Genomic DNA, 26,730 nt, shown 5'->3' on the forward strand with positions numbered 1-26,730 from the left:
TCTCAAGCAGAGATTAAGCTTTTTGAACGTTAGTAGCTTGTAGGCCACGTTGTCCTTGTTCAATTTCAAATGTTACGCTTTGACCTTCGTCTAAAGATTTGAAACCGTCGCTTTGGATTGCTGAGAAGTGAACGAATACGTCCTCTCCAGCTTCACGCTCGATAAAACCAAAACCTTTTTCTGCATTAAACCACTTAACTGTACCTTGTTCCATAATTTTTGCCTCCTAGTGTGGATTGCCACACATGATGTTACTATGCTTGCTCAAATACCTTAGACGAAAAACAAAATATTTTCTCGATCTGCAAAAAGAACAAAGATAATACTCTCTTAGAATAACCCATCTCGAATGAAATTGCAAATGGAACGATTGATAATAATTAAAAAGACCTTAGAATCTTTGGGAAATGGTTAGTTCTTCCTGCGATATTCTTAAGAAATATTTATAAAGGGGGGCAATACAGCTGATAAATTGATGAACCGTACGGAACTTATCCGTAAACTGTCCTGAATAAAGCAAAAGATGTTCTATTGTTAAAATTAATCATACAAAAAAAGGAAGCCGCTTATAAAAGCGGCTTCCTTCTATACAATACAGTTGGTTGACCGGAGCTTAGCGTTCCTTGCTGAGTTCATCGTGAATCAAATTCATATTATAGTTTAAATACTTAACATATGTGTCGATTTCGTCGCCGGGATTCCCGATTTCATCAGAATAGATCGGCTTTTCTGCGATTGGAACGCCTGTTTCTTCAGATACCGTTTCCATCGGGCGTGTATCCACATTGGACTCTACGAATAAAACAGGCACATTGTGTTCTTGAATATAGTGGACCAATTCTTTGATCTGCTTAGGAGAACCGTTCTCTTCTGTATCGATCTCCCAAATGAACGCTTCCTTAAGGCCATAATGATCGTTCAGGTATTGGAATGCGCGTTCACTTGTAACGAGTACCCGGTTTTCTTCAGGAATTGTAGAGATGCGCTCTGCGAATTCATTATCCAAATCCTGCAGACGCTGAACATACTCATCACCGCGTTTTTTGATGTCTTCGCTATTAGCAGGGTGCTTTTCAACTAATACATCGCGCACTGTTTCTGCCATCTTCACCCCGACAGCCGGGTCAATGAACGCGTGCGGATTGATTTCTTCATCGCGGCCATCTTCTCCGCCGATATACTTCGGCTCCACATTCTCAGTCAAACTGAAGATATTTTCCTCTTTCTGGCCGACAGAGTCCATCATTTTAAAGAACCATCCCTTTTTGCCACCTTCAAGATTCAAACCATTATAAAATAAAACGTCTGCATCCGTCGCAGCTTTAATATCATTTGGAAGAGGCTCATATTCGTGAGGATCCGTTCCAGTCGGCACCAGATTATACACTTCAATGTCCTCTCCGCCGATTTCGCGGGCCATGTCTGCAATAATGGTAAATGATGTAACAACCTTCAGCTTGCCGCCGTCCTCTTTACTGTCATTTGTGTTTGCCGCGCTGTTCTTGTCATCGTCGCTGCCGCATGCTGCCAGCATAAACACAGCGAGCAAGGACAAGCCCAGCCATTTTAATAAGTTTTTCATGTAATTCATCCTGCTCCTTTTATAGGTTATTATATTTTCCGTCTCAACGGTTGTTTCTATGTTTAATTATTCGTCATCACGTCTTTCCGTTTAGACACAGACCGGAACTTGCTGACCACAATCCCTTGTTTAGGGGAGAATAAAAATGCCAGTACAAAAAGTGCGGTTGTCGCCAATGCGATGACAGGTCCTGAAGGCATGTTGTACAAAAAACTGAAATATAATCCGATGATGGATGAAATTGCGCCGAAAAAGGCAGCAAGGAAAACCATAACGGAGAGTTTATTGGTTAACAGATAGGCAGTCGAAGCCGGTGTGATTAATAATGATACAACTAAGATAACGCCTACCGTCTGCAGGGAAGCGACTGTCACCAATGTCAATAAGAACATGATGCTGTAGTGAATCAAGCGCGTTTTTAATCCGTAGGCGGCAGCCATCGTTTCGTCAAAACTTGATACGAGCAGTTCTTTAAAGAACAGCGCGACCACTAAAATGACAATAGCGCCGATGATCAACGTTAGCCACATATCGGAAGTACGGACCGACAGTACGTTGCCGAATAAAATCTGTGTGAGGTCTGTCGCACTTTTTGCCCGGGTAATGAGGATAATACCCAGTGCGAAGAACGCGGAGAATACAATCCCGATGGACGAATCATTTTTAATCCGGCTGTTTTGGGAAATGGCGCCGATACCGAATGCCGTTAAGACGCCCGTCAGGACCGCTCCGTAGAAATAGTTGATGCCGAGCATATAAGAAATCGCTACACCGGGCAGAATAGCATGGGAAATCGCATCTCCCATCAGCGCCATGCCGCGAAGAACGATAAAGCTGCCGATGACGCCACAGATGATTCCCACCATGATGGACGTGATAAACGCTTTCTGCAGGAAACCGTATGTCATTAAATCCTGAATAAATCCCATTACATGGAAACCTCCAAACCATCGAGCATGAATTCACGGTTATAGGCTTTCGACATATTGCCTGACTGGAATACTTTGTTGACAGGTCCCGCATCAATCAGCTCTTTATTCATCAAAATCAGATCATCAAAATAACTTTTCACTTTTGACAAGTCATGGTGCACGACGAAAACGATTTTTCCTGCTTCTTTCAGTTCACGCAAAATCCCGATGATGACTTCTTCACTGGATACGTCAATTCCGACAAAGGGTTCATCCAAGAAGAAATAATCTGCTTTTTGAGCAAGTGCACGCGCGAGGAACACTCGCTGCTGCTGTCCGCCGGATAATTCACCGATCTGGCGGTTGGCGAATTCCTCCATGCCTACTTGCTTCAGACATTCCATTGCCAGCTCTTTATCCGCTTTTTTAGGGCGGCGCAGAATTCCGACTTTTGGATAGGTGCCCAGAAGCACAGTATCCTTTACGACAATCGGGAAATTCCAATCGATATTTGAACGCTGTGGAACGTATGCAATCTGTTTGCGCATTTCATCGACTGATTTCTTGCCGAATCTGACGGATCCATGGTCTTTATGGATCAATCCAAGCATTGCTTTCATTAATGTTGATTTGCCGGCACCGTTCGGACCGAGCACCCCGATTATAGTGGAGGCTCCGAAAGAAAAGGATACGTCTTTCACTACTTCATTTCCGTCATACGACACACTGATATTCTCAACTGTTATCGGATCAATCATTCTGTTCCCTCCTTCAATATGTTTCCCTCGTGCAACTTTTAGATAAATAATAACCTGCCGAATCATTTATTCAATTAGTATTCCTCATTTTTTATTTATTAAAACACTATAAATCAATAGTTTCCTTAGTGCAACTCTTGTGCATGGTTTGAACTACAATGTTTCCTTAGTGCAACTTTTAATAGTATAGCTTACTCAAAATACTCTGTAAAGCTAAATTTTCAAATAGCTATTACTGCACAGTATTTATAGAAAACTTCTATCATATAGTGGCTATTATATGTGAGGAATGAACCAAGTAAATGGATGAACACCCAATTTGACGGGGGAATAAATTTGGGGTTTGCAACAAAATCGATTCTTGAAAACTTGTCATGTCTGTATTGAGAAAATCATGCTGCAGTTAAAACCCGCTTCGGCGCTGGGGGATTGCCTTACGCTATGAGCCTACTGGCAAAGAGCATGCCAGCAGTCTCACAGCCACGGCCGACCCCACAGTTGCGCCTACGCTTTTGCTGGAGAATGTATGTCATGTTGCTTTTTGGCAGATTGTGAATTGAGTTGGTGTGGTTTCGTTTCTCGACTTTGTAAACACTTTGATCACAATGATCTAAGTCTTTGCAGAATGCTAAGTATTGCATGAAACGCCTTACCTATCGTAATAGTCTCAGATATTATGCTCATACTGCCTTCTTGCACAAAAAGTATTAAAACAACAGCCAGTGTACCCTCGTTCCAGGCAACCTAAGTACGCCGCAAGTGCCTTAATTTCTGCAAAGACCACAGAAATACGGCAAAGCGAACCCTACGCTGTTCGCTTGGCAACGGTTGCATGACTCACTTCATGTGAGCCCGCGGCTAAAAACACTCTGGGAAGATCAGCCCGACAGGTAAGACAACTTGCGAGAGCCGTCACGAAGAACGGCTTTTGCGAGTAAAAGCGAAGCGTTAGGAGCACATCTTTGCACTTCAAGTCGGCTCACCGCGGGCCCGCAAGACACGCGTCCGCCTGGAACGCAGGGGAACGGTATCTATCCATTTACCATTCTATACTGCGCAATCACAGTCAAATCCATGAAATAGACTGTAAAGCACATGTTTTGGTGAAGAGCCTAAATTTTAATTGAGCATTTTTATTTCATCTGAAGTTTTGCGGGATAAAGAAGAAGGGTAAGTAAATACTAATTACATAAAGAAAGGAGCAGTTGTGGATGAAAAAAATCACAGGACCGTTAATTATCGTCATTATCTTAGTTGTTATAGCAGCTGTTATGATTGTACCGAGCTATAATAAATTAGTGAATTTGGAAGAAGACGTAGATCAGTCTTACGCACAAATTGAAACGCAATTGCAGCGAAGAGTGGATTTAATCCCGAATCTGGTCAGCACGGTAAAAGGCTATGCTTCGCATGAAAAAGAAGTTCTGGAGAATATCGCCGATGCACGGAGCAAGATGGCAGGTGCTAAAGGACCGGAAGAACAGGCAGCCGCAGATTCCGAACTAGCGGGTGCGCTGAGCAGATTATTGGTCGTTGTCGAGAACTATCCTGATCTGAAGGCCAATCAAAACTTCCAGCAATTAATGGATGAACTGGCGGGTACAGAAAATCGAATTGCAGTCGCACGCAAAGATTATAATGATGTAGTATCTGTATTCAACCGGAAAGTAAAAGGTTTCCCAGGTAAAATTATCGCATCCGTTTTTGGATTCGATGAGAAAGAATACTTTAAAGCGACAGAAGGGGCACAAGAACCGCCAACAGTTGATTTTGGAGATGACAAAAAGTGATGAAACACTTCCGCCTGTTCACTGCAGCGCTGCTGTTTGCCCTGATCGGCACTGCGGTACCGGCCCATGCCATTACAGAAGTAGTAGTGGATGATGCAGACATTTTATCTCCGCAGCAGGAGGCGGAAATAAAAGACTATGGAGTTCGGCTATATAACGCGACAAAAGCGGAATTTGCCGTACGGACTGTTTATTCTCTTGAAGGGGAGCCGGTAGAGGATTACGCAGTCCGAAAACTTCGCGAACTGAAGCTCGGCGATGCCAAGATGGACAACGGCGCACTGCTGGTTGTCTCAACTGAAAAGAATGAAGAATTGGGCATCAAAAGAGAGTTCTATCTCGCTACAGGCTATGGCCTGGAAGGTGCACTCCCTGACGGTAAGGTGGGCCGCATCATAGACGAAGTGGCCATACCATACTTAACAGGTGATCCAAAACAGCCTGATGCAGCCATCATGGAAGCCTATAAAGCTTTCTACAATGAAATCGCAGCAGAATACGGCCTGGAAGGAGATGAATTGCCGGTCAATTACCCTCAGTCTTCTGAAGAAGAGTTCGGCGTTCCTCCATTCCTGGTAGTCCTCATTATCATCTACATTATTTTCCGCGTCCTTAAAGGCGGCGGCGGAGGAAGAGGTGGTGGAGGCGGCCCGCGCGGAAGAGCCCGCGGCGGTCCTATATTCTTCCCGGGATCATTCGGCGGCGGTTCAGGCGGTGGCTTTGGAGGAGGCGGCGGTGGTGGTTTTGGCGGCTTCGGTGGAGGAGGATCCGGCGGAGGCGGCGGAGCAGGCCGAAGCTGGTAAAATAGATGGAAGCTGCTGTTGCAAACGAACTTGGTTTGCGGCAGCAGTTTTTTGATGACTTCGCACAGCCGCGCCAAACTTCGGCCCGCGCGCACCCACCCAAATCCGTCTTGCTTGATTACTGTTCTATCGTTACTATATAAAGAAATACTCCGCATAAGAGGTGAATCAAAATGAAATTCCAATTCTACACAAGACCCGGCTGCAGCCTGTGTGAAGAAGCTGAACTGATGTTGAAGCTTGCGGCAGAGGATTATCCGGTCGAATGGCAGACCATTAATATAGAAGAAGATGAAGAAATACATGAAAAATACATGTTGATGATTCCTGTACTCGAGCAAAATGGAGAAGTTGTTAAATACGGGAATATTGGCTATATCGATATTTTGGAAATAATTGAATATTGAAAGCGTTTTCATTATTGATTTTAAAAAAAGAAGATGTTATACTCAACGTATAATATTTTTTTAATCTAGGTGGGACGTTATTTAAATATAGGGATCAAAAATAACCCATCTGAAAAGAGTGATGTAATTGAGCTTATCATTTATCGATGCCCAGCTTGCATTAGTACCTGAAATTTCATCGTTAATTGAACAACGGTATCACTTGCTGAAACTCATCAAGCTTTCAGGTCCGGTCGGCAGAAGACCGTTAAGTACGATGTCGGGCTGCTCTGAACGCGAAATTAGAACAATGCTCGAATCTATGAAAGAACAAGGCACGGTGGATATTTCAAAAGAAGGAGTTTCCATTACAGGCAAAGGGGCAGAAATTCTGTTTATTTTGCACGACTCCATTGAAGAAAGATCAGGCAGACGGCAGCTGGCGGAACAATTAGTCGAACGGCTGGCTGTACGGGATGTTCATATTGTAGAAGGTAACTCGGATCGCTCCGAGCTTACGAAGAAACTGCTCGGCATGCACACGGCAAAACAATTCAGGTCTCTTATTAACGGCCATAAAATTGTGGCTGTGACAGGCGGCAGCACGGTAGCCTCGATTCCGGCATTCATGCACAATGAAGAACTGTCTGACTTATTATTCATTGCGGCAAGAGGCGGAGTAGGTGAAGAACTTGGTTTGCAGGCGAATATGATCGCCGCTTCATTTGCAGAAACTTGCGATGCATCTTACAAAGCGTTTTATTATCCGGACACCCTCAGCGAAGAAGCCCATGCAGTATTTCAGCATGAGCCGGCAGCGAAAGAGATGCTAGAGCTGTACAGTCAGACGGAATGTGTAATTCACGGAGTAGGAAATGCAGCAGAAATGGCGCTTCTTCGCAATTCTCGAGAAGAAGAAAAGCAGATCCTTACTGACCGGCAGGCAGAAGGCGAGGCTTTTGGGTTCTACTTCAATCGTCATGGTGAGATCGTTCACCGCATCCGAACAGTCGGGATTCAGATGGAACAGCTTCAGGAAGTGCCTTTAGTGTTTGCAGTTGCAGGCGGAGAAAGTAAAGCAGAAGCTTTATTGTCCTATCTCGCAAGCGCACCGCCGCAGACAATTTTAATTACGGATGAAGGGGCAGCGAATAAAATGCTGTCACTCATGTGAAAAATGGTTATGATTCGCCTGAATGGGCAAACAATATACTAATGGAGGAGATTTATTATGACATTGAAATTAGCGATTAACGGGTTCGGACGTATTGGGCGGGTAGTGCTTCGTGAAACTTTATTACAAAACGACGTAGAAGTGGTGGCAATCAATGATTTGACAGATTCAGCTATGCTGGCACACTTATTGAAATACGATTCCGTACACGGCGTATTGAATGCAGAAGTTCAGTCAGATGAATCAGCCATTATTGTAGACGGCAAGAAAATCAAAGTATTTGCTGAAAAAGACCCGGCCAATCTACCATGGGGAGACCTTGGCGTGGATATCGTAGTAGACAGCACAGGGGTTTTCCGCTCAAAAGAGCAGCTTCAAAAGCACATCGATGCAGGAGCTAAGAAAGTCATTCTGTCGGCACCGGCTCAAGGCGAAATGACAACACTTGTAATGGGTGTCAATGAAGAAACTTATGATGCGGCAAACGACAATATTGTTTCCAATGCATCTTGTACAACTAACTGTCTGGCGCCTGTTGTCAAAGTATTGAATGATACTTTCGGTGTGAAACGCGGGATGATGACGACCATTCACTCGTATACGAATGACCAGCGAATCCTGGATCTGCCGCACTCCGATTACAGACGCGCGCGTGCTGCTGCTGAATCCATGATTCCCACTTCAACAGGTGCGGCTTCTGCTGTAACAAAAGTTATTCCTGAACTGAAAGGCAAACTGGATGGAATGGCTGTGCGTGTGCCGACTCCGAATGTATCCCTTGTCGACTTCGTAGCGGAACTGGATAAAAACGTAACAGTTGAGCAAGTTAATGAGGCACTGAAAAAAGCTTCTGAAAATGAATTAAAAGGATTCCTGTATTTCAGCGAATTGCCACTGGTGTCCATCGATTATAACGGCAACACAGCTTCCTCCACAGTAGATGCATTATCCACTATGGTAATGGAAGATAACATGGTGAAAGTCATTTCTTGGTATGACAATGAATCAGGTTACTCTGCACGCTGCATCGACTTGGCCCGTTATATGCAAAAACAAGGATTGTAAGCTGGAAATCAGCCCAATCTTTTATAAATCGTAGCCATTCCAATGGTGAATGATTATAATGAATAGGGGTGAGAGGAACGGAGAAACCCGTTCCTCTTTTATATACAAAAAAGCGGAAAGCGCCGTTAAGCCTCGACAGGCACTGGAGGGCTTAAAATAAAGGTGGCTCTTTACCTTTATCTTTAAGACCGAAGTGACCCGAGAGGCTGGCGCTTGGAGCTGGATTACACAAAAAGCGGAAAGCGCCGTTAAGCCTCGACAGGAACTGGGAGGCTTACAATAAAGGTGGCTCTTAACCTTTATCTTTAAGACCGAAGTGACCCGAGAGGCTGGCGCTTGCAGCTGGATGATTCTAAAGCGGAGACGGCTGTCCAGCTCCGACAGGCACTGGAGGACTTAAAAGAAAGGCGCACTTTGCCTTTCCTTTAAGTCTGAAGTGACCCGAGGAGCTAGCCGTCGCAGCTGGATGACAACAATCAGTAGAAATGCAAAGGAGGACTTAATCCATGAAGATGAAAAAAACAATCAGAGATATCGAATTGAACGGCCGGCGTGTCTTTTGCCGTGTGGATTTCAACGTACCGATGGAAGACGGAAAAGTAACGGACGACACACGGATCCGTGCGGCGGTTCCGACGATTGAGTATATGGCGAGAGCAGGAGCGAAAGTCATCCTCGCAAGTCACTTGGGGCGTCCAAAAGGCGAAGTGCAGGAGGACATGCGTCTGACGTCTGCAGGCGAGAAGCTGTCTGAGCTGCTTGGCAAATCGGTTCGCAAACTGGATGTTTCGACAGGGGAAGAAGCGGAGCAGGCCATTGCGGAAATGAAAGACGGCGATGTCATTCTTCTCGAAAACGTTCGTTTCCATGCCGGCGAAGAAAAAAATGATCCGGAACTGGCAAAACAATTTGCGGATCTGGCGGATGTGTTTGTTAATGATGCATTCGGGACGGCTCACCGTGCTCACGCATCGACAGCTGGAATTGCGCAATATATTCCGGGTGTACTCGGCTTCTTACTGGAGAAAGAACTGGATGTCCTAGGCAAAGCATTGTCTCATCCGGAACGTCCTTTCACTGCGATTATTGGCGGAGCGAAAGTAAAAGATAAAATTGGCGTCATCGATAACTTGCTGGATAAAGTAGATAATTTATTGATCGGCGGCGGACTTTCCTACACATTCACACGGGCGCAAGGTTATGAAACTGGCAGTTCGTTAGTAGAGGAAGATAAAGTGGATTTGGCGAAGTCTTTCATACAGAAGGCAGAAGAGAAAAACGTGAAGTTATACTTGCCGACGGATGCTGTTGTAGCAGACGCTTTTTCAGCGGATGCACAGAAGAAAACAGTGTCAGTTGAAAACATTCCGGAAGGCTGGATGGGGCTGGATATCGGGCCCGAAACAGCAGAAACTTATAAGGAAGTCATTAAGAATTCCAAATTTGTGATCTGGAACGGACCGATGGGTGTCTTCGAGATGGAACCTTTCGCAAACGGCACGAAGACGGTCGCGGAGGCAATGGCTGAAACGGATGCTTATACTGTGATTGGCGGCGGTGACTCGGCTGCTGCGGTTGAAAAGTTCGAAGTGGCGGAGAAAATGGATCATGTGTCCACGGGCGGCGGCGCTTCATTGGAATTCATGGAGGGCAAAGAGCTCCCTGGAGTTGCAGTACTGGAAGACAGAGAATAGGAGGGATTCTTTTGAGAAAACGAATTATTGCGGGCAACTGGAAAATGTATAAAACATCTAAAGAAGCTGCGGATTTTGCGGAAACAATCAAAGATCGGATCAAGGTTTCTGACCATGTAGAAGCCGTCATCTGTCCGCCTGCCATCTATTTGGGCGACCTCATGCAACGTTTTGAGACAAGCGCCGTCAAAGTGGGCGCGCAAACGATGCACGACACGGATGAAGGAGCTTTCACAGGTGAAGTGAGCCCGGCAATGCTGGAAGATCTTGGCGTGCAATACGTCATTATCGGACACTCCGAGCGACGCCAGTATTTCAATGAAACAGATGAAACGGTCAATAAAAAAGTCCATGCTGCATTCAATCATCACTTGGTACCGATGATTTGTGTGGGTGAATCACTGGAGCAGCGCGAAGCAATGGAAACGGTTTCGGTCGTTTCAGAACAAGTAGAGAAAGCGTTTGCTGATTTGCCGGCTGATCTTGCAAAGCAGGCAGTCATCGCGTACGAGCCGATCTGGGCGATAGGCACCGGGAAAACGGCAACAGCTGATGATGCCAATGAAGTGTGCGGCGCAATCCGTCATAAAATCGAAACGATCTATTCGAAGGACACGGCAGATGCAGTTCGTATTCAGTACGGCGGCAGCGTCAAGCCCGAAAACATTAAGGAACTGTTGAGCAAAGAGCATATCGATGGAGCACTTGTCGGCGGTGCAAGTCTTGATCCGGAGGCTTTCATCAAGCTTGCGGAGGCGGGAACACATGTCGAATAAGCCTGTCGCGCTCATTATCTTGGATGGATTCGGTTTGAGGGATGAAAAATACGGCAATGCTGTAGCCCATTCCAATATCCCGAATTTCGACTTGCTGTGGAAAAACTTTCCACATGCCACGCTGACGGCCTGCGGAGAAGCAGTGGGACTTCCGGAAGGACAGATGGGAAACTCGGAAGTCGGTCATTTGAACATCGGTGCTGGCCGGATTGTCTATCAAAGCCTGACGCGTATCAATAAGTCTATTCGGGAAGGCGACTTTTTCGAAAATGCGGCGCTTCTGGAGACGATGGAACATGTCAAGACGAAGCAGTCTGCACTTCATGTCATGGGACTGCTGTCCGACGGCGGCGTCCACAGTCACTATGAGCATTTATTCGCTCTGTTGAAACTGGCGAAGGAACAAGGAGTCCAGCGGGTGTATCTGCATGCGTTCCTTGACGGGCGTGATGTGGGTCCAACTTCAGCACTTCCTTATCTGAAGCGGACAGAGGAAGAAATGAAAAAAATCGGGGTCGGGGAAATCGCTACCGTTTCGGGAAGATATTTTGCGATGGACCGAGATAAACGATGGGACCGCGTACAGAAAACATACGATGCTATGGTCTATGGTATCGGCAAACAGGCAGATTCCGCAGAAGAAGGAGTTAGTGCCTCTTATACCGAAGAAGTACATGATGAGTTCGTGGAGCCGTTTGTCGTGCAGAAAGACGGCAAACCGGTGGCAACGATTGAAAACGGCAATGCGGTCGTTTTTTTCAACTTCCGTCCCGACCGGGCAATCCAGCTGGCACGTGCGTTAACACAGCCGGGGTTCGACGGATTCGATAGGGGCGTGAAAAAGTTGCCGGACCTTCATTTTGCCGGTTTTACGCATTATAATGATGACGTAGTCGGGGATATCGTATTCCACAACGTGAACCTGACGAAAACGATTGGCGAAGTGCTCGAAGACCGCGGCAAACGTCAACTGCGCATTGCGGAGACGGAAAAGTATCCGCATGTGACATTTTTCATGAGCGGCGGACGCGAGAAAGAGTTTGAAGGGGAGACCCGCATTCTTATTAATTCGCCGAAAGTCGCGACGTATGATCTGCAGCCTGAAATGAGTGCGTATGAAGTGACGTCCGCATTGGTCAAAGAGATTGAAGAAGAGCGTCAGGACGCCATCATTCTGAACTTTGCCAATCCGGATATGGTCGGCCACAGCGGAATGCTCGAACCGACTGTCAAAGCGATTGAAACGGTGGATGAATGTCTCGGCCGGATCATCGACGCTTTATTTGCCAAAGGCGGTTCTGCCATCATTACGGCAGATCACGGAAATGCGGATGAAGTCACCACAATCGGCGGACAGCCGATGACAGCGCACACGACAAATCCGGTACCTGTCATTGTGACACAGCCTGATTTGACGCTGCGCACGGACGGTATTCTAGCCGACCTGGCACCGACCATGCTGAAAATGCTGGGAATTCCACAACCGGTAGAAATGACCGGAAAACCATTATTCTAAGGAGAGATCTTCATGCCAATCATTACACATATTCAAGCTAGAGAAGTTTTGGATTCACGAGGCAATCCAACAGTAGAAGTAGAAGTATTCACGGAAAGCGGTGCGTTCGGGCGTGCTATCGTACCATCCGGTGCATCCACTGGTGAATATGAAGCGGTAGAGCTTCGTGACGGCGATCAAAATCGCTATAATGGCAAAGGCGTGCTGAAAGCGGTTGACCATGTGAATGAGGTAATCTCTTCAGAACTGGAAGATATGTATTCTGTGCTTGATCAAGTAGTCATCGACCGTGCATTGATTGAACTGGACGGCACTTCAAATAAAGGCAAGCTCGGCGCTAACGCAATCCTTGGTGTATCCATGGCAGTTGCACATGCGGCGGCAGATTACCTGGACATTCCTCTTTATCAGTACTTAGGCGGCTTTAACGCGAAGCAGTTGCCGGTGCCGATGATGAATATCCTGAATGGCGGAGAGCACGCGGACAATAATGTCGATATCCAGGAATTCATGATCATGCCTGTCGGCGCGGAATCTTTCCGTCATGCAGTGCGGATCGGTGCGGAAATTTTCCACAGTCTGAAATCTGTACTTCATGAAAAAGGATTGAACACGGCAGTTGGCGACGAAGGCGGATTCGCTCCGAACCTTGAGTCCAATGAAGCAGCGCTGACAACTATCCTGGAAGCCATCGAAAAAGCAGGTTATAAACCAGGCGAAGAAGTATTGCTGGCAATGGATGTGGCATCTTCTGAGTTTTATGATAAAGAGCAAAACAATTATTATCTGGCAGGCGAGGACGTACGCAAGACATCTGAAGAAATGGTGGCGTGGTACGAAGAGCTTTGCGAAAAATATCCGATCGTGTCCATTGAAGACGGTCTGGATGAAAACGACTGGGACGGCCATAAGCTGCTGACAGAACGTCTTGGCAGCAAAGTGCAGCTGGTAGGGGACGACTTGTTCGTTACGAATACAGACAAGCTGTCACGCGGAATCAAAGAAGGAATCGGCAACTCGATCCTGATCAAAGTGAACCAGATCGGAACATTGACAGAAACGTTCGATGCAATTGAAATGGCGAAGCGTGCAGGCTATACAGCTGTCATCTCTCACCGTTCAGGCGAATCTGAAGACGTAACTATCGCAGATATCGCGGTTGCGACGAATGCAGGACAGATCAAAACAGGCGCACCTTCACGTACAGACCGCGTAGCGAAGTACAATCAGCTGCTCCGCATTGAAGATCAGCTGTTTGAAACGGCTCAGTATCTGGGCAAAGAAACCTTCTATAATTTGAATAAATAATGGTCTCAATAACTGTCATCGACACGAATCGCAACAAAGACTTGTGTCGGTGGCATAGCTTTGTTAAAATAGAACTGTTGTGACTTGCTATTTTTTGGAGGTGGAAAAACATGCATGCCGTTTTTACAGCATCGCTTGTAGTCGTAGCTATAGCATTGATCGTTGTCGTATTATTGCAATCCGGTAAAAGTGCAGGACTGTCAGGAGCCATCTCCGGAGGGGCAGAACAACTTTTCGGTAAACAAAAAGCACGCGGATTGGACTTGGTTCTTCAAAGAACAACCATCGTTCTGTCTGTATTATTTTTTGTCTTAACAATTGCGATCATGAAAATATAACAAGCCAGCGCCTGACCACGTTTGAACGGTCAGGCGCTTTTCGTAGAAAGGATCGAAAGACATGCGAATTGCACAGCCTAAACCGTTTTTCTTTGAGCACGGCAAACGTGCGGTGCTTCTGCTGCACGGCTTCACCGGTACATCTGCGGATGTTCGGATGCTCGGCCGGTTTCTTGAAAAACATGATTATACTTCATTGGCGCCTCATTACAGAGGACACGGTGTGCCGCCGGAGGAACTGATTAAGACCAATCCGGCTCAATGGTGGGAAGACGTTTTAGATGCATATAAACGGCTGACTGATGCAGGCTATGAGGAGATCGCGGTGGCGGGACTCTCTCTCGGTGGCGTGTTTTCATTGAAGCTGGCAGCAGAATTTCCGTTAAAAGGTGTCGTAACGATGTGTGCGCCGATGACGATGAAAACGACCGATTTGCTGTATCAGGGCGTCTTGAAATATGCCCGTGATTATAAGAAGTTTGCAGGCCTGAATGAAGAACAGATCCAGCAGGAAATGGACGAGTTGAAAACGAAGTCGATGCCCGGGCTGAATGACTTGCGCGCGATGGTGGAAGGTGTGCGTAAAGAAGTCAGCCAGATTTATACGCCGCTGCTGGTGGTCCAGTCCCGTCACGATGAAGTGATTGATCCCAATTCGGCCAATATCATTTATGAAGAAGCGGAATCGACGGAAAAAGAACTGCAGTGGTACGAAGAATCAGGCCACGTGATCACGCTCGGCCCCGAAAAAGCGCAGCTGCATGAAAATGTACTGCAATTTCTGGAATCACTTGATTGGCAGGAGTAAAAAACGGGGAAGATACAACTAGCAGGAAGTAAAGGAGGAGATGATTGTTTGGATACATTTGAAAAAGAGTTACAAGAACGGATTATGTCCTTGGTAAAGGAAGAATCCTACCAGCCGCTCACCGTTCACGAGATCCAAGAGAAATTCGGGATGGAGCAGGCGGCGGAATTTAAAGAACTCGTGAAAATGCTCGTGCAATTGGAGCAAAGCGGGAAAATCGTGCGTTCACGAACCAACCGATACGGATTGCCGGAACAAATGAATTTGCTCCGCGGAAAATTTATCGGACATGCGAAAGGCTTCGGCTTTGTCGTGCCGGAAGATGTGACAGGTGATGATGTCTTCATCCCTCCGCATGAAGTTAACAGTGCAATGAACGGAGATACGGTGCTTGTGCGCGTTTCAGGAAACTCACAGGGGGACCGCCGCGAGGGAGTCATCACGAAAGTCGTGGACCGCAAGACAGCAACTGTCGTCGGTACGTATGCGCAGCATGACGGCTACGGTTTTGTCATGCCCGACGATAAGAAACTGCCGATGGATATTTACATTGAAAAAGGGCATTCATTGGAAGCGGTTGATGGGCAGAAAGTAATTGTCGAAATTACAGAATGGCCGAGCGACACAAAATCCGCAACGGGCATGATCACGCAGATTCTGGGACATAAAAATGATCCCGGCGTCGATATTTTGTCGATTATCCATAAACACGGCATTACCGTCGATTTCCCGCAAGAAGTCATCGATCACGCCATGCGTGTACCGACGACGGTGCAGGAAGAGGATTTCACTAATCGCAGAGATTTGCGCGATGATCTGACGATTACAATTGACGGAGCAGACGCAAAAGATTTGGATGATGCCATTTCACTTGTGAAAGATGAAGACGGAAGCTATCGTCTGTTTGTCCATATTTCTGACGTCAGTTATTATGTAACGGAAAACTCCCCGATGGACGCAGAAGCAGCAGACCGCGGCACGAGTGTCTATTTAACAGACCGCGTGATTCCGATGTTGCCGCACCGTTTGTCGAACGGAATCTGTTCATTGAATCCGGGAGAAGACCGCCTGACACTGACTTGTGAAATGAAAGTGGATCATAACGGCAAAGTAGTGGAACATGAGATTTATCCGAGTGTCATTAACTCGAATTATCGTATGACGTATACCGATGTCTATGAAATCGTCGATCATCAGGATGAAGAATTATCGAAGAAGTACGAAGAGATTGTGCCGATGCTGAACAGTATGGCGAAGCTTGCAGCGATCTTCCGTCAAAAACGGCAGGACCGCGGCGCGATTGATTTTGATTTCAAAGAATCTAAAATTCTGGTCGATGAAGAAGGCTGGCCGACAGATGTCGTGATTGTCGAACGTACGGTTTCTGAGAAAATGATCGAAGAATTCATGCTGATCGCCAATGAAACGGTAGCCGAGCATTTCCACTGGCTGCAAGTACCGTTCCTGTACCGGATTCACGAAGACCCGAAAGAAGAGAAACTGCAGCGTTTCTTTGAGTTCCTGACGAATTTTGGTATCGTCGTCAAAGGATCAGGAAACCAAGTACATCCGCGTGCCTTGCAGGAAATCGTGGAATCGATTGAAGGTCTGCCTGAGCAGTCGGTCATTTCAACGATGCTGCTGCGATCGATGCAGCAGGCGAAATACCATCATGAAAGCCTAGGACACTTCGGCTTATCGACGGATTTCTATACGCATTTCACAGCGCCGATCCGACGCTACCCGGACTTGATCGTCCACCGTTTAATCCGGACGTATCTATTCGAAAAAGACTTGTCACAGGCAACTGTCGCACACTGGTCGGCAAGCCTGCCGGAGATTGCGCAGCACACGTCTGAACGCGAACGCCGCGCAGTTGATGCAGAACGTGATACGAATGCCTTGAAGAAAGCACAGTTTATGATGGATAAAATCGGGGAAGAGTTTGAAGGTGTCGTTTCTTCTGTGACGAACTTCGGAATATTCGTCGAGCTCGAGAATACAGTAGAAGGTCTGGTTCACGTTCAGAATATGAACGATGACTATTACCGTTTCGACGACCGTCAGATGATGATGATCGGCGAACGGACAGGCAAGCAGTTCCGTATAGGCGATGAAGTGACTGTGCGCGTGGTGTCGGTCAAGCCGGAAGAACAGGCAGTCGATTTCGAAATCGTCGGCATGAAACAGAATTTCCGCGGATCGCGCAAAGAGACGCCGAAAGTCATTCAGTCCGGGGCCAAAGGAAAAGGCGGCGGCCAGAGCAGAAAACAGGGTGCCGGCGGACAAGGCAAGAGCAGCGATAAGCGCAATAAGAAGTACGAGAAGCCGAAAAGAAAGTTTTATGAAGGCGTAGCGAAAAAATCAAAGAAGAAACCTAAAAAATAATAAGGCTGGAGATCATTGCTCCAGTCTTCATCCGGATTCAGCTTACGCTAGATCCGGATGCAATCACGCTATTGCGAGATTGATAATATAGGGAGGAATGAAACATGGCCAAAGGATCCGGCAAAGTACTCGCCATCAATAAGAAAGCGAATCATGATTACGCAATCGAAGAGACGATTGAGGCGGGTCTTGTCTTAAAAGGTACGGAGATCAAATCCGTCCGTAAAGGGAAAGTACAGCTGCGTGACGCATTCGTGCTCATCCGAAATAATGAAGCATGGATTTCCAATATGCATATCAGTCCGTATGAACAGGGAAATATCCATAACCATGATCCAGTTCGTTCACGCAAACTGCTGCTGCATAAAAAACAGATCAGTAATCTGATAGGGCAGATCAAGCAAGACGGCTATTCGATCATACCGCTGAAAATGTATGTCAAAGACGGTTTTGCGAAAGTACTGATCGGTGTCGGTAAAGGGAAGAAACTTTACGACAAGCGGCACGACCTGAAAGAAAAAGAACATAAGCGCGATATGCAGCGTGCATTCAAATCCAGACAGCAAGATTGATTCAGCGACGGTTTTATTGTATACTATAAGAAGTTTCAAGTACGACCCATCATTCGAAAGTGACGAATGAACACGGGTTCCGGACTTTCCTTCGGGGACGTTACGGATTCGACAGGGGTGGTCTGGGCTTGAGTTGCGCGTCGGAGGGATCGTCTCCGTCAGAAACGACAGTTAATAATAACTGGCAAAACAAACAACAACCTAGCATTCGCAGCGTAAGCTGTTGAATCTACCTTTCGTTTCCATCGCTCATGTGGAGGCGTAAGGTTCACTTATTAGTGGGCTACGATGACATCTGCATTCTGAGGCTGTCATAAGAGATTCCCGGAATAGCGCACAGGACGCCCTGATTGATGGCAGAATGTCCGCGCGAAACCAAGTAGTCAATCTACACGCGTAGACGCTGAAGTAGCAGAGCCTTTGGACGTGGGTTCGACTCCCACCGTCTCCATAGATGAAATTCATACAGTTTCAAACAACGTGAGAAGCCTTGTTATACAAGGCTTTTTCTTTTTGTCTATTTCATTGAATCGCACCCAATTGAAACAAACCGATGTTAAAACCGATGTTAGCATCGGGTGGAAAACAACGTTCAGATGCTCATAAAGCTGTCGAACTTATTGATGGCTTCTTCTTTTGCCTTTTGCGAAACGTGCGTATAAATATCCATCGTTGTTTTAACGTCACTATGTCCTAAACGATCTTGCACTTCTTTCAAATTAGCACCTGCTTCAAATAACAATGAACAATGTGTATGACGCAAACCATGTGTTGTGATTGTGCCTAGTTTGTATTTATCCTGTACATGCAAAATCCATTTACGAGTTTTTGTAGGCTGCATATACTCGTTGTATTCATTGCTAAATACAAGTTGCTTTGGATTCAACGTATTAAAGCCTAGTGCTAAATAATCTTGTTTCTGCTTTTTCTTCCACTCTTTTAACACAGCCATTGTTTTTTCTTCCATTTTAATAGTACGGGCAATCCCGGTTTTTGTGGACTTTACATATAGCTTGCTAGCTTTACCACGAGAAAGAGCCTTGTTGATCCGGATCTCATTTGTTGTGAAGTTCAGGTCATTCCACGTAAGAGCAAACGCTTCACCTTTACGAATCCCACTGAATGCCAATAATCGAAAGAAAACATACGCTTTGTAGTTATTCTCTTTTTCCAAGCATGACAAGAACTCGATTAGCTGCTCACGAGTATAGAAGTTTTCCAATTCCTCTTCGCTGTTTACAGTGGCTTTCTTGGAAGCAGCGGTGGGCATATCTACGTGTGTAAATGGATTTGTTTGTATATAGCCACGTTTAATCGCAAAGTCTAACACTTTTGCAGCATACGCTTTTACCATGTGGAACCTCTTTAACTTCACTGCCCATTCATCTACATGCTTTTGACATACATCGACATGAATCTTTTCAATCTTATATTCGCCCATTGCAGGCAGTATATGATTTCTGAAAAGGCCAGTCGTTTTTACAAATGAGCTTTCCTCAACAGTCTTTTCATATTGTATGACCCATAGGTCATAAATCTCTTGATATGTTTCCACTTGCTTCTTGCGAAATGTTCCTTTGTCTATCTCCAGTTTGATCCTTGCAAGCGCTAGTTCTGCTTCTTTTTTGGTTTTGAACTTGCTACGCGTAGTACGCAGCTCTTTTCCGGTCAGTGGGTCAATGCCGATATAAATTTTAAAACGGTAACGCTTCTCACCATTCTTCAGTGTGTAGGGTTCAATAGTATTTGATTTTTTCTTCGCCAATAGTTACTCCCCCATTCCTTATTCGGAGGCAAGGTTGGGGCGCCGAGTACCAGGACCCGACAATCAACATATATCATGGTTGGTTATTAATTGCAATTTCTCACTCTTGCCCCCAAATCTACTTAATGACTATTGCTTACCAAGAAGCCATCAATCTCTTTTTTTGACACGCGCTTCACTCCGTCAATCTCACAGACCCTCAAGCCCATCTCTCTGAACTTGCTGAACGTGTTATGGGCAACCCCTGCATAAGCAGCACCTTCTTTTAGGCTCATCCATTCTTTGCTGGACTGTTGCTCCTTGTGGTGATTTATCGCTTCTTTTACAGTAGTCAGCACTACATTCCGTAGCTGTTCCTCCAGCCCCTGCGGCATGTCAAATTCGATACGCATTTCCTCATGCTCCTATGTTTTCTCTTTGAATTTTTTCATCGGAAGGTGAATTGTGGAAATAAAAAAGCAACCAATAGATACCTCATAAAAACACAAAAGAGAGCGCAAGGATTTAGTTCCCAGCGTTTTCTTTTATGCAATTATGCGCTATCTTTGGTTGCGCGGTTATCTTTAGTGTGGTTGAAGAGTCTGTGAATGTTAAGGACCCTTCGATAGCTCCTATCTTAAAACATAATTGGGTGAATTGTCAAATGAAAATAAAAATGTTGCAAAATAAATGATGGTATTGTATCTTGGAATTACACATAGGCAACATTGACTGTTGCGACGGATAAAAAGCTCTATAAAGACACTTACAGATAAGCGCGTTGCTAACGCCAAAAATTGAAGATGAATCCTACTTTTATACAAAAGGGATTCATCTGTCGATTTTCGGTTAGCAGTGGGCTATTTTTTTATACAAAAGTCGATAGGGAGGAACAAAAATGGAGAAATTCATTGATGAAAGAGAAGTTGAATGGATAGTTGAGGGAACCCGTCTAAAGAAATTACGAGAAAGTCGTCATATGAGTAGGGCAGAACTTGCTCGTCGTATGAACATAAGTAGTGCAAGACTAGCAAGGTTAGAAAATGGTGACTGTGTCAGAGATGCACATATATTGTCACGTTTCTACGAACATATCATTGAACATCAAGACTTGCTCGAAGGGCTAGGGAAATTGTATACCGATTTGTATGAAATGATGAAACATTACAGCATACCGGGGCACTATGTGTTAAATAATGTGAGAGAAAAAGTTTTAACGAAAGACACAAAAAAAAGAAGTGGCAATGTCAATTATGTTGATTCCGATTCTGCAGGAGGGATCCGGAGTAAGCAAAAAACGATTACTACTAGGTTTAACCCTCGAAATATTATCTGATTAGCAAAAACGGCGGAAACACGATGAAATCAAGCTTTTAACTACGGGACGAAAACCCACTTAAATAGGGGCCTTGTGGCTACTGGGCTTGTACCAAAGTAGAAGCTAACTCGTAAAGCCTATGTACATTAACCAAGAATGCATAGGTAATCTAGTAGTTTTAGCCAAAATTTAGTGGAAATTGCAATAGGTTGTCATGTTAATAGCGTTAGAACATGCGTAATAATTCTTTGAAGATATTTTATGAGGAGGGGAATCATTATGCAGTTTAATCACTATAAACTTAAAGCAGCCCGTTGCTTGAAGGGCTACAGTGTAGAAGAGATTGCTAGACGAACTGGGATTGATACACATGCTTACTGGCGAATGGAAAGTGGGAAAACTCAGTTGAAGGTGCGGCATTTTTTGAAGATTGCTACGGTACTGGAGCAACCACTTACTTACTTTATCGAGGAGAGCGAATTGATTACTGATGTGGGAGATCGTGTAACGGAACTTCGAATCTTATTGGATCGTTTGGACAGTGAGGGAAAAGAGCAGTATTTAGCGTTAATACAATCGTTAGAAGCTGTTTGTTTAACGTAATTGTAAAAAGGATAAAAAAACTTTGCAATTGATGTTAAAAAACAACTTTTCGACGGGTAACTTTAAAAGAAGCGTGAAAGGCGCCGGGAAAATCAGAGAGGGTTGGGGAGATGTGATTGATACATTTGAGATAGCATTAATAACTGGTCACTCTGTGGTTAATCTATTGAGTCATGGGTTAGGGAAGGAAGTTAGGTTCAAGAACAACTTTTGTAAACTCCCTGATCCGCTGGGACAGCCTGGGGTGAGAGCAATCAATATTAAAAGGTTAAAGAACAGTGAGAAGTTTTGTATAGCTGTTGAGATTAATCCTGCGGAACTGTTAGAAGGTGCGGCAAGCATTGGGCTGTTTCAGTGCAGTCAGGAGAACGTGAGGGCTTTACAGCAGCTATTAAATGAATCCCTTGAATCTATTCATTCTCACTTCTCATTAACAAATCGTAAGTGGCGCTTGAGTCGTGTTGATTATGCATTGCAGTTCTATACACCGCATGTGGAACTGTATACGATACTTGAAAGCAAAGGGCCAGTTCCATATCGATATAAAGGTCTACAGAAGCCAGGAAGCACCTACAATGAGTGTAAGAGTTCTCGAATTAATGCCTATAATAAAGAGGATCAGCTTTCTAAGACGAATAGTTCTGCATCCTTGAAAGAGAAAGCAAAAGACTTGTATCGATTCGAGTACCAATGCTTAGACTTGAGATACTTAAATAAGAAGTACGATATAGATCATGGGGACTTGTTTGGATTGTGTAGAGAAGATATTGCAATTACGGTCTTAAAAGCACATCATAAACGTCACATTAAGGTAGGTGACTATTACACATATCGTGAAGCCGCGAAGCGGATAAAAGAAATGGAAGGGAAACAAGAACGAACGAAGGAAAAGGCGCTTGAAGTCCTGAGATTTATTGAAGCTGCTGGTTCTGTTCCTAATGCATTGCGAGCAATCCAAAATGATGCAGACAGTGTACCAGAACAATTCAGAGGAGCAGATGGAGACCGTAGCTATGAAATACTTAAGGACAGGTTTAACGAGTTTATTAGGGAGCATCTGTGCAAGGAAGGAATCAATCCAGTGTTATTGCCAAGTGACTGTGGGGTTGCATTTTTGTTGAATACTTCAGTAAAACTATTTGTCGCTTAATTTCATATACAAAGCCCAGAGGTAGGGCACTGACTACCCCAGGGCTCTTTCTTTCATTTGATTACATCTATAATAGACCAAGTACCTCCAGTAAATTTTTATATTTTTGTTGGTCTATTTGTTTTTCAAATTATAAAAGGATCGAAAAAATCTTTTAATTTCAAGTAAACAGTAGGAGAGTTGTACTTTGGATAATATACATTGGAAATCGGAACAAAAATGCCTAAGCTCAATGCCGCTTTTATCTTTTTGGAAAGAATTAAATAGTAGGCTACTATGTGATTTTTTAACAAGTGGATCAAGTATTTGTGAGTGTGGTGTTTCAATTGGTAAATTAGATATGACTGTTAGAGGTTTAAAATTCCCTAGAGAAAACTGTTCCAATTGTAGTCAATTGCTTCCAAGAATTGATTTTGTTGAATTATACTATAGAACTCATAATGATCAATTAAAAGGAAATTTCACAGCATTTGATGGAATCCTTAATTTGGAAATCGGCCAAAACATATTTTCAACAATTGAATTATTGGAAGACAAAATTGGACAACAAATCTTAATTAATTTAGGTGAAATAATCGGTATTGAAGTCTTAATTACTGATGAAGAATTAAAAATCATTAAACACCTTAAGCAACATATTATTTCAATCAATGACCACACTTGCTATGGAGATATCTACCCGTTCTTACAATACTTGTTTAACACTATATTAGCTAACGGATCAAATTATTGTCTTTATGAAGACAAAGTTCTTTTACCATTTTCTTTTAATGGCTATTTACTACGGGGTGAAGAACTAGGGTGGAAAATTAGCTATGAAACTTGTAAAAGTCTTTTTATGCCCGCTATTGAATTTGGATACATCGAAATGTGTAAAGACGAATTATATGAATTTGCTAAGAGTAAGTTAAATCCAATCAGCTTCAGTATGAAACAATCACTAAGTCCATATAAATATAAGCAATATAAGGAAATTATAGATAAACATGATGATATGCTTGAACTTCTTACTGATGGCAATTATATAATCCTTAATGATTTCAATCTAGCCAAGCATAGATACTTCGATTATTGTTTAGAAGAACTAGTTCAAGATAATCCAGATGTAGAATTTACAATTGGTAACAATGTTGAAGTTACTATTCTACGACCTTGTGGGCACTCTATGCATTTTGAATTCGACTTAGGAAGCATACACAGTTTCCATTTATTAAAGAAAGAAAAGTTTCATGAAAGTTGTAAAGAATGCTATAAAAATGAACCTGCTCAAGATAGAATTAACCAATCTCAATATAACCTCCAAAGATCTTTGACGATTTTACGAGAAAACAATTTATCATTCGAAGGATCCGAAAAACAAATAGAATGGGCGGCAAATATCTTTAAGAAAAATGAAGAGTTATTAAGAAGACATTTTGATGAAAACTTACCAAAACATGCAACTTTTTATATTGAAAACCACAAGAACCTAAACGATTCCTTTCTTAGAGACTATGTCCAAGCAAGCCCAAAGGCTATTTCCAAAGGATTAAATGGTGATCCTTACTTAATTGAATTAGCTACTAACATCATTTATTCTCGAGAGAACATTATAAGAAAGGCAATATTTGAGTTAGACATATCTCCACCAATAGATCCAGAATTTTATTTAGCTATTGGTAAAACTAAACACTCAACAAAAAGAATTAAAAAGTTATATAATGCAATTTATAAATAAGACGTTAAACATCCAAGCACTCTTCTCTTTCTTGGAAATAGAAGAACTTCAAGAAGGGGACGAGCTGTCAACGGAACAAAAACAAGAGGTTGTTGACTTGCTGAAGATGATAAAAGATGATTCAAAGTTTATGGATGTTGTCATGGTGGTTTGAGTTTTCTTTAGTCAAGGAAGATTTCAGAATACGAACAAGAGGCTTGAAGAGGTGCAGAGGGCTTCAGAGGCTGTCCTTAGGGAGAGAAGAGAAAATCGTTATGGCAGTAGTTCTTGTGAATGGATATATTACAATAGAAGGAGATCGTTAATTATTTCATTACACAATCGGTCTAATCCAAATTGGCGGTATCAGTGTGCATTGCCGAAGGCCGTGAGAAAGTTTCTAGGCAATTTTCAACGCAACGCAACATAACAAGCTTAGTGTTAGTCAATTGCAAAAATCCATTAATGATTATATACACCTTCAACTATCACAAAATAGCATTAATCCTGTACTTCTTCTGGAAGGATCTGAAATCATCTTTCTTCCTAGCAGTCTAAGCTACTTAATGAACTAAATCCTAAAATGACACCCCTGGGGCTAAAATACTTATAACACATGCTTTATAGTAACTCTAGGTAGCCCCAGAAGTTTTTTGTGAATTTTGGTTTATACATGAACTTTATGGAGGTGACACTGTGTAGTTCATTTGATAGAATGATTGATTTTATATACTGATTAAAAGTGCAGGAAAGCGATAGGGTAAGTTTCAATTTGTGACATACCAACACCTCCCATATGTAAAAGTTAATAATATGATTTAAAAAGAAATATCTGTTTACCAGCTCAACTTAAAATAATCGTTGAAATTCGGTTGCAGTTATCCTTCGAATCGGCGTATTTACATAGCGATTGAATGCTCCTATAGGTCTAGGGTGCGGCACATAATCTATTTGTTCATTAACTGCTACTAATACATCATAAGCAAATAACTTTTCTTGAATGGCCACAAATACTTGCCGTACAGCAGGCAAATATGCAATGCATTGATTAATGCCCTGCTGTCCTTTAATACCCCAACTAATAAACACAATCTCTGCATTCTTGACAACTTCCTCAATAAAATCCCAATTAACTGTATTGTGTTGAAAGTGTGAGGCGTTTAGTGCGTTACTGTTTCCTGTAATAATACTAGATACATTAATTACATGCAGTGCATCACATTCGTGAGTCTGTGCTAAAGTAAGCATCTGGTCTACTGTTGGGTCCGTTGCATTATGTGCTGCTTTACTGGGATTCATCATAAAAGCTACAAAAATACGCTCACCTCTTTGCCAACGTTTTTCTAGCACGTAGCGTTCGGTGTTTACCTGATTAAATACAGCAACTCCTGCAATTCCGTTATATGCTGCTACTTGAACGGCTAAACCATGTTTAGTTGCAATATCATCAATCCACATGAAATCTCCCCTTTTTAAAATGTTATACGAATTTCCCCTGTTAAAGGTTTTTGTATTAACTCCTTTTTTAGTTGCGCATGTTCCACTTTATCCTGCTAAAACAGTTCATATAATTTTACACGAAATGGAACTCACTGTTCCACGAATAATATCAGCTGACTTCCATAAATGTGACTCAAACTGCCGTAGTATTAAAACAGTCATGTGGAAAGGTTACACATGTCTTGTCACCTAAGTTTCTAAAAAGATTCTTCTCTATAAGATTATACATGATTTTACAGCACCCTATTAAACACATTGGTGAATGTGAAGGAATTTAAGTTTTTCAATGACACTGGAAGAGAAGTGAACATTCATCCGGCAACCCAAATTGCATGGTTGTCAATGTGATAGGAGTAAAATTAAACTATTAGAAATTAGAACATTCATCCTTCCTGATATAACTTATCCTTGGGTAAAGATGTGGGATTACGAAAAGAAAATAGGTCTAAGTATTTTGGTATCACCACAAATAGATAATGAGTAGGATGGATATTACGCATATGAAGAAGCTGCGTGCTATTCCTAATGCATTGAGAGCAATCCAAAATGATGCTGACAGTGTACCAGAAAGATTCAGAGGAGCAAATAGAAATAGTAGCAAACAGATAGGTGGAGGGAAGGGTTGAACATTAGAGAGAACGACATCTTAGAATTCAGTAACCTGTGAAGAACACAGATAACCGTAAATGCATGCTTGAAGGAGAAATTCCATGAGGGACTCAAGATGGCGGAGCAGAGCTGGCATAAGAAGAAGTATTGTCCGTGAAAAGGTGTAACCAATGTTGATGGAGAGATTACTGTCGCGTAAAAACCTACACTCTGCTATAAAACGAGTGGAACGCAATAAAGG

The 26,730-nt window shown here is 43.5% G+C and carries 25 protein-coding genes and 1 other RNA gene; 19 read left to right on the plus strand and 7 right to left on the minus strand.

Features of this window, described 5'->3' with window-relative positions; translation table 11 throughout:
* Positions 1 to 13 precede the first annotated feature (13 nt).
* From GDZ68_RS04330 to GDZ68_RS04345, 4 genes are all read right to left on the minus strand, one after another.
* Positions 14 to 214 carry a cold-shock protein gene (locus GDZ68_RS04330; RefSeq protein ID WP_153721042.1) on the minus strand — a complete coding sequence of 67 codons (201 nt, stop codon included), beginning with the start codon at positions 212 to 214 and terminating at the stop codon, positions 14 to 16.
* A 399-nt stretch (positions 215 to 613) separates the two neighbouring features.
* Complete coding sequence (locus GDZ68_RS04335; RefSeq protein WP_194841053.1) at positions 614 to 1,582, minus strand: metal ABC transporter solute-binding protein, Zn/Mn family; 969 nt, start codon at positions 1,580 to 1,582, stop codon at positions 614 to 616.
* A 62-nt stretch (positions 1,583 to 1,644) separates the two neighbouring features.
* Positions 1,645 to 2,511: a metal ABC transporter permease gene (locus tag GDZ68_RS04340; protein WP_153721044.1), complete on the minus strand. Its 867-nt coding sequence runs from the start codon at positions 2,509 to 2,511 to the stop codon at positions 1,645 to 1,647.
* On the minus strand, positions 2,511 to 3,251 hold the full coding sequence (locus tag GDZ68_RS04345; protein ID WP_153721045.1) for a metal ABC transporter ATP-binding protein: 741 nt from the start codon (positions 3,249 to 3,251) through the stop codon (positions 2,511 to 2,513). The genes GDZ68_RS04340 and GDZ68_RS04345 overlap by 1 nt, the downstream gene beginning before the upstream one ends.
* A 1,211-nt stretch (positions 3,252 to 4,462) precedes the next feature.
* Here GDZ68_RS04345 and GDZ68_RS04350 point away from each other — a divergent pair.
* The 14 genes from GDZ68_RS04350 to ssrA all read left to right on the plus strand — a co-directional run bounded on the left by GDZ68_RS04350 (position 4,463) and on the right by ssrA (position 18,323).
* The gene (locus GDZ68_RS04350; protein ID WP_153721046.1) at positions 4,463 to 5,041 is read left to right on the plus strand and encodes a LemA family protein; all 579 of its coding nucleotides are present in this window, start codon (positions 4,463 to 4,465) and stop codon (positions 5,039 to 5,041) included.
* The gene (locus GDZ68_RS04355; protein WP_228551019.1) at positions 5,041 to 5,844 is read left to right on the plus strand and encodes a TPM domain-containing protein; all 804 of its coding nucleotides are present in this window, start codon (positions 5,041 to 5,043) and stop codon (positions 5,842 to 5,844) included. Before GDZ68_RS04350 ends, GDZ68_RS04355 begins: the two co-directional genes overlap by 1 nt.
* Positions 5,845 to 6,017: 173 nt before the next feature.
* Positions 6,018 to 6,251 carry a glutaredoxin family protein gene (locus GDZ68_RS04360; RefSeq protein ID WP_153721048.1) on the plus strand — a complete coding sequence of 78 codons (234 nt, stop codon included), beginning with the start codon at positions 6,018 to 6,020 and terminating at the stop codon, positions 6,249 to 6,251.
* Between the two features lie 127 nt (positions 6,252 to 6,378).
* Entirely contained in the window at positions 6,379 to 7,404 is a 1,026-nt protein-coding gene (locus tag GDZ68_RS04365) for a sugar-binding transcriptional regulator (RefSeq protein WP_153721049.1), read from the plus strand.
* Positions 7,405 to 7,461: 57 nt separating this feature from the next.
* Complete coding sequence (gene gap / locus GDZ68_RS04370) at positions 7,462 to 8,469, plus strand: type I glyceraldehyde-3-phosphate dehydrogenase (RefSeq protein WP_153721050.1); 1,008 nt, start codon at positions 7,462 to 7,464, stop codon at positions 8,467 to 8,469.
* Between the two features lie 506 nt (positions 8,470 to 8,975).
* On the plus strand, positions 8,976 to 10,163 hold the full coding sequence (locus GDZ68_RS04375) for a phosphoglycerate kinase (RefSeq protein ID WP_153721051.1): 1,188 nt from the start codon (positions 8,976 to 8,978) through the stop codon (positions 10,161 to 10,163).
* Positions 10,164 to 10,174: 11 nt separating this feature from the next.
* Positions 10,175 to 10,939: a triose-phosphate isomerase gene (gene tpiA / locus GDZ68_RS04380; RefSeq protein ID WP_153721052.1), complete on the plus strand. Its 765-nt coding sequence runs from the start codon at positions 10,175 to 10,177 to the stop codon at positions 10,937 to 10,939.
* Entirely contained in the window at positions 10,929 to 12,455 is a 1,527-nt protein-coding gene (gene gpmI / locus GDZ68_RS04385; protein ID WP_153721053.1) for a 2,3-bisphosphoglycerate-independent phosphoglycerate mutase, read from the plus strand. The genes tpiA and gpmI overlap by 11 nt, the downstream gene beginning before the upstream one ends.
* Positions 12,456 to 12,467: 12 nt before the next feature.
* A complete protein-coding gene (gene eno / locus GDZ68_RS04390) occupies positions 12,468 to 13,763 on the plus strand; it encodes a phosphopyruvate hydratase (RefSeq protein ID WP_153721054.1) in 1,296 nt (431 codons plus the stop codon).
* A 110-nt stretch (positions 13,764 to 13,873) separates the two neighbouring features.
* Positions 13,874 to 14,101 carry a preprotein translocase subunit SecG gene (secG, locus tag GDZ68_RS04395; protein WP_153721055.1) on the plus strand — a complete coding sequence of 76 codons (228 nt, stop codon included), beginning with the start codon at positions 13,874 to 13,876 and terminating at the stop codon, positions 14,099 to 14,101.
* A 61-nt stretch (positions 14,102 to 14,162) separates the two neighbouring features.
* Complete coding sequence (locus GDZ68_RS04400; RefSeq protein ID WP_153721056.1) at positions 14,163 to 14,909, plus strand: alpha/beta hydrolase; 747 nt, start codon at positions 14,163 to 14,165, stop codon at positions 14,907 to 14,909.
* Between the two features lie 84 nt (positions 14,910 to 14,993).
* Entirely contained in the window at positions 14,994 to 17,297 is a 2,304-nt protein-coding gene (gene rnr / locus GDZ68_RS04405) for a ribonuclease R (RefSeq protein WP_255425131.1), read from the plus strand.
* 104 nt (positions 17,298 to 17,401) lie between these two features.
* Positions 17,402 to 17,869 carry an SsrA-binding protein SmpB gene (smpB, locus tag GDZ68_RS04410; protein WP_153721058.1) on the plus strand — a complete coding sequence of 156 codons (468 nt, stop codon included), beginning with the start codon at positions 17,402 to 17,404 and terminating at the stop codon, positions 17,867 to 17,869.
* Positions 17,870 to 17,962: 93 nt separating this feature from the next.
* Positions 17,963 to 18,323: a transfer-messenger RNA gene (gene ssrA, locus GDZ68_RS04415) on the plus strand.
* Positions 18,324 to 18,461: 138 nt separating this feature from the next.
* On the opposite strand, the gene GDZ68_RS04420 is transcribed toward ssrA, so the two are convergent.
* Entirely contained in the window at positions 18,462 to 19,634 is a 1,173-nt protein-coding gene (locus GDZ68_RS04420; RefSeq protein WP_153721059.1) for a site-specific integrase, read from the minus strand.
* 122 nt (positions 19,635 to 19,756) lie between these two features.
* Complete coding sequence (locus GDZ68_RS04425; protein ID WP_228551007.1) at positions 19,757 to 20,026, minus strand: DNA-binding protein; 270 nt, start codon at positions 20,024 to 20,026, stop codon at positions 19,757 to 19,759.
* A gap of 485 nt (positions 20,027 to 20,511) precedes the next feature.
* Here GDZ68_RS04425 and GDZ68_RS04430 point away from each other — a divergent pair, with 485 nt between their 5' ends.
* The 5 genes from GDZ68_RS04430 to GDZ68_RS04450 all read left to right on the plus strand — a co-directional run bounded on the left by GDZ68_RS04430 (position 20,512) and on the right by GDZ68_RS04450 (position 24,555).
* Positions 20,512 to 20,949 (plus strand): helix-turn-helix domain-containing protein, encoded by a 438-nt coding sequence (locus GDZ68_RS04430; protein WP_153721060.1) that lies wholly within the window; start codon positions 20,512 to 20,514, stop codon positions 20,947 to 20,949.
* 261 nt (positions 20,950 to 21,210) lie between these two features.
* A complete protein-coding gene (locus GDZ68_RS04435; RefSeq protein ID WP_194841054.1) occupies positions 21,211 to 21,534 on the plus strand; it encodes a helix-turn-helix domain-containing protein in 324 nt (107 codons plus the stop codon).
* 22 nt (positions 21,535 to 21,556) lie between these two features.
* Positions 21,557 to 22,684, plus strand: coding sequence for a hypothetical protein (locus GDZ68_RS04440; protein ID WP_153721062.1), 1,128 nt, complete (start codon positions 21,557 to 21,559; stop codon positions 22,682 to 22,684).
* Positions 22,685 to 22,871: 187 nt separating this feature from the next.
* Positions 22,872 to 24,401, plus strand: a complete 1,530-nt coding sequence (locus GDZ68_RS04445; RefSeq protein ID WP_153721063.1) for a hypothetical protein — start codon at positions 22,872 to 22,874, stop codon at positions 24,399 to 24,401.
* Entirely contained in the window at positions 24,385 to 24,555 is a 171-nt protein-coding gene (locus GDZ68_RS04450; protein ID WP_153721064.1) for a hypothetical protein, read from the plus strand. Before GDZ68_RS04445 ends, GDZ68_RS04450 begins: the two co-directional genes overlap by 17 nt.
* A 674-nt stretch (positions 24,556 to 25,229) precedes the next feature.
* Here GDZ68_RS04450 and GDZ68_RS04455 read toward each other — a convergent pair.
* Positions 25,230 to 25,838: a DUF1643 domain-containing protein gene (locus GDZ68_RS04455; RefSeq protein WP_153721065.1), complete on the minus strand. Its 609-nt coding sequence runs from the start codon at positions 25,836 to 25,838 to the stop codon at positions 25,230 to 25,232.
* Between the last annotated feature and the right edge of the window lie 892 nt (positions 25,839 to 26,730).

This window comes from Sporosarcina cascadiensis (assembly GCF_009650995.1).
Lineage (GTDB): Bacteria > Bacillota > Bacilli > Bacillales_A > Planococcaceae > Sporosarcina > Sporosarcina cascadiensis.